Source organism: Kitasatospora sp. NPDC048540, from assembly GCF_040651175.1.
Taxonomy (GTDB): Bacteria; Actinomycetota; Actinomycetes; order Streptomycetales; family Streptomycetaceae; genus Kitasatospora.
On record NZ_JBEZIR010000225.1, the window covers coordinates 1 to 6918 of the forward strand.

General features: G+C 74.9%; 6 protein-coding genes. 1 reads left to right on the top strand and 5 read right to left on the bottom strand.

The annotated features are described in order from the left end of the window. The first annotated feature begins 282 nt into the window (after positions 1-282). A complete protein-coding gene (locus AB0D08_RS39915; RefSeq protein ID WP_033819490.1) occupies positions 283-540 on the top strand; it encodes a hypothetical protein in 258 nt (85 codons plus the stop codon). A 92-nt stretch (positions 541-632) separates the two neighbouring features. On the opposite strand, the gene hemB is transcribed toward AB0D08_RS39915, so the two are convergent. The 5 genes from hemB to AB0D08_RS39940 are packed head-to-tail and all read right to left on the bottom strand — an operon-like array spanning position 633 to position 6639. After that, positions 633-1613 carry a porphobilinogen synthase gene (hemB, locus tag AB0D08_RS39920; RefSeq protein WP_033819491.1) on the bottom strand — a complete coding sequence of 327 codons (981 nt, stop codon included), beginning with the start codon at positions 1611-1613 and terminating at the stop codon, positions 633-635. A gap of 56 nt (positions 1614-1669) precedes the next feature. Next, positions 1670-3316 (bottom strand): bifunctional uroporphyrinogen-III C-methyltransferase/uroporphyrinogen-III synthase, encoded by a 1647-nt coding sequence (locus tag AB0D08_RS39925; RefSeq protein WP_033819492.1) that lies wholly within the window; start codon positions 3314-3316, stop codon positions 1670-1672. Beyond that, a complete protein-coding gene (hemC, locus tag AB0D08_RS39930) occupies positions 3313-4302 on the bottom strand; it encodes a hydroxymethylbilane synthase (RefSeq protein ID WP_051812072.1) in 990 nt (329 codons plus the stop codon). The genes AB0D08_RS39925 and hemC overlap by 4 nt, the downstream gene beginning before the upstream one ends. 38 nt (positions 4303-4340) lie before the next feature. Further along, on the bottom strand, positions 4341-5729 hold the full coding sequence (locus tag AB0D08_RS39935; protein WP_082526384.1) for a glutamyl-tRNA reductase: 1389 nt from the start codon (positions 5727-5729) through the stop codon (positions 4341-4343). A gap of 34 nt (positions 5730-5763) precedes the next feature. Then, on the bottom strand, positions 5764-6639 hold the full coding sequence (locus tag AB0D08_RS39940) for a redox-sensing transcriptional repressor Rex (RefSeq protein WP_033819493.1): 876 nt from the start codon (positions 6637-6639) through the stop codon (positions 5764-5766). Between the last annotated feature and the right edge of the window lie 279 nt (positions 6640-6918).

The following is a 6918-nucleotide window of genomic DNA, read 5'->3' on the forward strand; positions in this document are numbered from 1 at the left end:
CCGTGGGCAGCGGCGACGGTGGCGTCAGCCACCTGATCGGCTGATCTACCGGGCAGCAGCGGACGCCGGGCCGGGGGGATTCACCCCCGGCCCGGCATTCGCCGTTTTATCGGGCCGCCAACACCCGTACGGCTGCGGTGCGTTCGGGTGACAGCGCGTCGATCCGGCGCGTACTGACCATCGGCCGTCGCACCATTGTGATCACGTGTAGTGACCCCCCGTCACGCGCGCCGTCGGCTCTGTCCGCAGGGTGCCGAGAGCGCGCACAAGAGAGGACTTCTCATGAAGAGCATGCTGGGCAAGGCCCTGCTCACCACCGTCGCCGCGGTGGCCCTCGCCGGCGTCTCCGCCCCCGCGTACGCGCACGTCGCCGCGGGCGGCGGTGGCGAGTTCGTGGCGTCCGCACACGAGCCCTTCCTGGCCGGCGAGCAGCACGGCTGGGCGGAGACCAGCCACATCTTCGCGGCCGGCCAGCAGTGGGGCTGGGCGACCTCCACCGCCGTCGCGGGCGGCGCCGAGGGCATCGCCGTCATCGACTGACACCGGGCGGGACGTACCGGAGGCCGGGTCGCGGATCCACCGCGGCCCGGCCTCCGGCCGTGTCATAGGGGGTGTCGGGTGGGGATGCCGGGTCAGCGGACCATCCGGGCGGCCTCCAGCGCCCAGTAGGTCAGGATCTGCCCGGCGCCGGCCCGGCGGATCGAGGTGAGGGTCTCCAGGATGATCCGCTCGCGGTCCACCCAGCCGTTGGCGGCGGCGGCCTCGATCATCGCGTACTCGCCGGAGACCTGGTACGCGGCGACCGGCACCGGGGAGGCGTCGGCGATCTGCCGCAGGATGTCCAGGTACGCCATGGCGGGCTTGACCATCACCAGGTCCGCGCCCTCGGCGAGGTCCTGCTCCAGCTCGCGCAGCGACTCGCGGGCGTTGGCGGGGTCCTGCTGGTAGCTCTTGCGGTCGCCCTTGAGCGAGGAGCCGACCGCCTCGCGGAACGGGCCGTAGAAGGCCGAGGCGTACTTGGCTGTGTAGGCGAGGATGCCCACCTCCTGGTGGCCGGCCTGGTCCAGGGCCTGCCGGACCACGCCGATCTGACCGTCCATCATGCCGGAGGGGCCGACCAGGTGGACGCCCGCGTCGGCCTGCACCACGGCCATGTCGGCGTACCGGGCCAGGGTGGCGTCGTTGTCCACGCTGCCGTCGGCCGCGAGCACGCCGCAGTGGCCGTGGTCGGTGTACTCGTCCAGGCAGAGGTCGCTCATCACCACCAGGGCGTCGCCGACCTCGGCCACCACGTCGCGGATCGCCTGCTGCAGGATGCCGTCCGGGTTGGTGCCCTCGCTGCCGACCGCGTCCTGCACCTCGGGGACGCCGAACAGCATGATGCCGCCGAGGCCCGCCTCGGCCGCCTCGACCGCGGCCCTGCGCAGGGTGTCCCGGGTGTGCTGGACGACGCCCGGCATCGAGGTGATCGGCCGCGGCTCGTCGATCCCCTCGCGCACGAAGGCGGGCAGGATCAGCTCGGCCGGGTGCAGCCTGGTCTCGGCGACCAGCCGGCGCATCGCCGGGCTGGTGCGCAGTCGGCGCGGGCGGACGTACGGGAACTCGGCGGACACGGGGCGACTCCGAACGGTGGAAGGCCCGGGGAGGCGGGGCCTCCCCGGGCGGGGTGTCAGCGCGCGGCCTTGCGGCGCGAGCCGGGACGGCGCTCGCTGGGCCGGTAGACCGGCTCACCGGCGGCCGTCGCGGTGTCCCGGCGGTTGGCGCCGAACTCCGCGAGGGCCTGGGCGAGGGCGCCGGCGGACGGCGCTGGCGCCATCACGTCGACCCGCAGGCCGTGCTCCTCGGCGGTCTTGGCGGTCGCCGGGCCGATACAGGCGATGATCGTGACGTTGTGCGGCTTGCCGGCGATGCCGACCAGGTTGCGCACGGTGGAGGAGGAGGTGAAGAGCACCGCGTCGAAGCCGCCGCCCTTGATCGCCTCCCGGGTCTCGGCCGGCGGCGGCGAGGCGCGGACGGTGCGGTACGCCGTCACGTCGTCCACCTCCCAGCCGAGCTCGACCAGACCGGCCACCAGGGTCTCGGTGGCGATGTCGGCGCGCGGCAGCAGCACCCGGTCGATCGGGTCGAAGACCGGGTCGTACGGCGGCCAGTCCTCCAGCAGCCCGGCGGCGGACTGCTCGCCGGAGGGGACCAGGTCCGGCTTGACGCCGAAGTCCACCAGCGCCTGCGCGGTGGTCTCGCCGACCGCCGCGACCTTGATGCCGGCGAAGGCCCGGGCGTCCAGCCCGTACTCCTCGAACTTCTCGCGGACGGCCTTGACCGCGTTGACCGAGGTGAAGGCGATCCACTCGTAGCGGCCGGTCACCAGGCCCTTGATGGCGCGCTCCATCTGCTGCGGGGTGCGCGGCGGCTCCACCGCGATGGTGGGCACCTCCTGCGGCACCGCGCCGTACGAGCGCAGCTGGTCGGACAGGCCGTGGGCCTGCTCCTTGGTGCGCGGCACCAGGACGTTCCAGCCGAACAGCGGCTTGGTCTCGAACCAGGAGTGGGACGAGCGGTGCGCGACCTGCTCCCCCACCACGGCTATCACCGAGGTGGCCGGGTCGACCGGGGCCGACACCGGGGAGGGCAGCACCCGGGCCGCCTTCAGGTCGGCCGCGATCGAGGCCAGCGTGGAGGTGAAGGTGCGCTGCCGGGTGGTGGTGCCGGAGAGCGTCGCGGAGAGCGCCGACTCGGGCTTGCGGCCGCCCGCCACCAGGGCGTTGGCGGTGGCCGGCAGCTGGCCGAGGGTGGTGCGGACCACCAGGGTGGTCTCCGGTACGCCGAGGTCGGGGGCGGAGCCGGCCAGCAGCTGGGCGCCGTCGACGAAGCGCACGTCGGCGCCGTGGCTGCCGCGCAGCGGGACGCCCGCGTACGCCGGGACGCCGACCGACTGGGCGACGCCGGGGATCACCTCGAAGGGGATCGCCGAGCGGGCGCAGACCAGCATCTCCTCGGCGGCGCAGCCGTCCAGGCCCGGGTCGCCGTCGACCGTGCGGACCACGTGCTTGCCGGCCCGGACCGCGTCCGCGACCAGCTTGGCCACGTCCAGGCCGGTGTCCTCGGCCGGGCTGTGCACCTGGACCCCGGCCGGGCAGTGGGTGCGCACCGCGGCGGCCGTCAGCGGGTCGGTGACCAGGACGTCGGCCGAGGCCAGCACGTCGACGGCGCGCAGGGTCAGCAGACCCGGGTCTCCCGGGCCCGCGCCCAGGAATGTGCAACGACCGGTCGTGGGGACCGGGTTGCCGGCCGGGCTGCCGGCGGTGGTGGGGCTCATCGGGCTCGCTCCCCCATCAGGTTGGCCGCGCCCTGGGCGAGCAGCCGGTCAGCCAGCGCGCGGCCCAGGGCCGCGGCGTGCTGCTCGGCGTCCTCGTCCAGGACGATCGGGCCGTTGGCGGTCATCTTCAGCAGCGTGGCGCCGTCGACGGTGCCGACCACGCCCTCCAGCCGCAGTTCGGTTCCGTCCCAGGTCGCGAGAGCCGCGACGGGGGCGGAGCAGCCGGCCTCCAGGGCGGCCAGCAGCGCGCGCTCGGCGACCACGGCGGCCCGGGTGGGCCGGTGGTCCAGCGCGGCCAGCTCGGCGGCCAGGCCGGCGTCGACGCACTCGACGGCCAGCGCGCCCTGCCCGGGGGCCGGCAGCATCAGCGCGGGGTCGAGGTGGTCGGTGATCTCGGTGGCGCGGCCGAGCCGGTTGAGGCCGGCGGTGGCCAGCACCACGGCGTCCAGCTCGCCGCCGTCGACGTAGCCGATCCGGGTGTCGACGTTGCCGCGGATCGCGACCGTCTCCAGGGCGGTGCCGCGGGCCGCCGCCCAGGCGTTGAGCTGGGCCGTCCGGCGCGGGGAGCCGGTGCCTATCCGGGCCGGGCGGCCCGCCAGCTTCTCCACCAGGTGCTCCAGGCCGAGGCCGTCGCGGGCGACCAGCGCGTCGCGCGGGTCCTCCCGCTCGGGCACGGCGGCCAGCCGCAGGCCCTCGGGGGCCGCGGTCGGCAGGTCCTTCAGGGAGTGCACGGCGAGGTCGATCCGGCCCTCCAGCAGCGCGTCCCGCAGGGCGGAGACGAAGACGCCGGTGCCGCCGATCTGCGCGAGCGCCTCGCGGGAGGTGTCGCCGTAGGTGGTGATCTCCACCAGCTCGACGGGGCGGCCGGTGACCCGGGTGACCTCGCGGGCGATCATGCCCGACTGGGCCATCGCGAGGGCGCTGCGGCGGGTGCCGAGGCGCAGCGGTCGCGGCTCGCCCTCGTGGGTGCTCGGTTGACCATGCATAGGATCGTCCTGGTCGTGCTGATGGGCTGACTGGTGGTTCATCTGGAGGCTCCGGCTCCCTTGCTGCCACCGGGGTGGACGGCCTGGGCGCCGATCGCGGGGCCGGCGGCCGGGGAGGCCGGGCCGCCGACCGGGGTGCCGGAGACGGCGTGCACCGCTGCCGGGTCCAGGTCGAACAGCTCGCGCAGTGCCTCCGCGTAGCTGGCTCCGCCGGGCTCGGCCGCGAGCTGCTTCACCCGCACGGTGGGTGCGTGCAGGAGCTTGTCGACCACCCGGCGGACGGTCTGGGTGATCTCCGCCCGGGAGCGGTCGTCCAGGCCGGGCAGCCGGCTGTCCAGCCGGGCCAGCTCGCTGCTGACCAGGTCGGAGGCCATCGACCGGAGGGCCACCACGGTGGGGGCGATCCGGGCGGCCCGCTGGGCGGCGGCGAAGGCCGCCACCTCGTCGGCGACGATCGTGGTGACCGCGTCGACGTCGCCGGCGCCGGGGGTGGCGGCGTGCGCGTGCGACAGGCTCTCGAGGTCGACCAGCAGCGCGCCCGGCAGCCCGTGCACGGCGTGGTCGACGTCGCGCGGCATGGCCAGGTCGAGGAAGGCGAGCGGGCCGGGGGCGGTGCGGGCGGCGACCGCGGCGGCGACCTCGGGCGCGCCGATCACCACGCCGGCGGCGCCGGTGCAGGAGATCACCAGGTCGACGTCGGCCAGCGTCTCGGGCACCTTGGCGAAGTCGACCGTCCGGGCGGCGCCGCCGAGGATCTCCACCAGGCGCTCGGCGCGGGCGGCGGTGCGGTTGGCGATCAGCAGGTCGGTGACGCCGGCGCGGACCAGGGTGGCGGCGGCCAGCGAGCTCATCGAGCCGGCGCCGACCACCAGGGCCCGCTTGCCGGCGATCTCCCCGGCCTGCGCGGCGATCTGCTCCAGGCCGAAGGTGACCAGCGACTGGCCGGCCTTGTCGATGCCGGTCTCGCTGTGGGCCCGCTTGCCGACCCGCAGGGCCTGCTGGAACAGCTCGTTCAGGCCGCGCCCGGCGGTGTGCTCCTCCTGGGCGCGGGCCAGCGCGTCGCGCAGCTGGCCGAGGATCTGGCCCTCGCCGACCACCATCGAGTCCAGGCCGCAGGCCACCGAGAACAGGTGGTGGACGGCGCGGTCCTCGTAGTGCACGTACAGGTGGGAGGTGAGCTCCTCCAGGTCGACGCCGCTGTGGTGGGCGAGCAGCAGCGACAGCTCGGCGACGCCGGCGTGGAACTTGTCCACGTCCGCGTAGAGCTCGATCCGGTTGCAGGTGTTGACCAGCGCGGCCTCGCCGACGGTCGCCGTGGCGGCGGCGTCGTGCAGCAGCCGGGTGGGGACGTCGCCGGTCAGTGCGGCGCGCTCCAGCACCCCGACCGGGGCGGTGCGGTGGCTCAGGCCGACCACGAGCAGGCTCATGACCGACCCCCGCGACAGCTGTGGATCATGGCGTTCATGCCGGCATCACCGCGGAACGGTCGCCGTCGGTGCCCTTGCCGGACCTGGTCTTGGCGGCCTCGGTCTTGGCGGGCTCGCCCTTCGCGCCGCCCGCGGCGCGGCGCAGCTTGGCCGCGGCGGCCCGGACCGGGCCCGGGGCGCGGTCCAGCATGCCGCCGTCCTGCCCGGGCTCCTCGCCGGCCTTGCGCTGCTCGTGGAAGGCGAGGATCTGGAGCTCTATCGAGAGGTCGACCTTGCGCACGTCCACCCCGTCCGGGACGGTCAGCACGGTGGGCGCGAAGTTGAGGATGCTGGTCACGCCGGCCTCCACCAGCCGGTCGCAGACCTGCTGGGCGGCGCCGGGCGGGGTGGTGATCACGCCGATGGAGACCTGCTGGCCGGCCACGATGGCCTCCAGCTCGTCCATGTGGCGCACCGGCAGGCCGGCCGCGGTGCTGCCGACCACGGCCGGGTCGGCGTCCAGCAGGGCCGCCACCCGGAAGCCGCGGGAGGCGAAGCCGCCGTAGTTGGCGAGCGCGTGGCCCAGGTTCCCGATGCCGACGATGACGACCGGCCAGTCCTGGGTGAGGCCCAGCTCACGGGAGATCTGGTACACGAGGTACTCGACGTCGTAGCCGACGCCCCGGGTGCCGTACGAGCCGAGGTAGGAGAAGTCCTTGCGCAGCTTGGCGGAGTTGACCCCGGCGGCGGTGGCCAGCTCCTCCGAGGAGACGGTGGGCACCGAGCGCTCGGAGAGCGCGGTGAGCGCCCGCAGGTAGAGCGGCAGGCGGGCGACGGTCGCCTCCGGGATGCCCCGGGCACGGGAGGGTCGGCGCGCGGCGCCTGCGTCGGGCGTCTGCGAACTGCTCTGGGTGGGTCGGCCGATTGCCACGGTGCTCCTGTGGGTGAAGCTGGGCTTAGGCAGCCAGGCTATGCGTTTGTGAACGTGTGCACAAAGATGGTGTCCGTTTTGTCCCCGCACAGTGATGCGCATCACTCGCCTCCCGCGGCGGACAGCGCCGTCCACGGCCGGTCCTCGTCGGGCGGCGGCGGCCCGACGGGCACCTCGCGGCACAGCAGCGGGACGCCCCCGCCCGGGCGGGCCGCGGCCGCGGGCGGAGGTGTTCGCGGCTTGGTCCGCCGGGCCGATCGCGGTCAACACCCGGGTGGT

Excerpts from the sequence above, each read along its gene's own strand:
- hemC (WP_051812072.1), bottom strand. The coding sequence starts at position 4,302 with ATGCATGGTCAACCGAGCACCCACGAGGGCGAGCCGCGACCGCTGCGC.
- AB0D08_RS39915 (WP_033819490.1), top strand. The coding sequence starts at position 283 with ATGAAGAGCATGCTGGGCAAGGCCCTGCTCACCACCGTCGCCGCGGTG.
- AB0D08_RS39925 (WP_033819492.1), bottom strand. The coding sequence starts at position 3,316 with ATGAGCCCCACCACCGCCGGCAGCCCGGCCGGCAACCCGGTCCCCACG.
- AB0D08_RS39935 (WP_082526384.1), bottom strand. The coding sequence starts at position 5,729 with ATGAGCCTGCTCGTGGTCGGCCTGAGCCACCGCACCGCCCCGGTCGGG.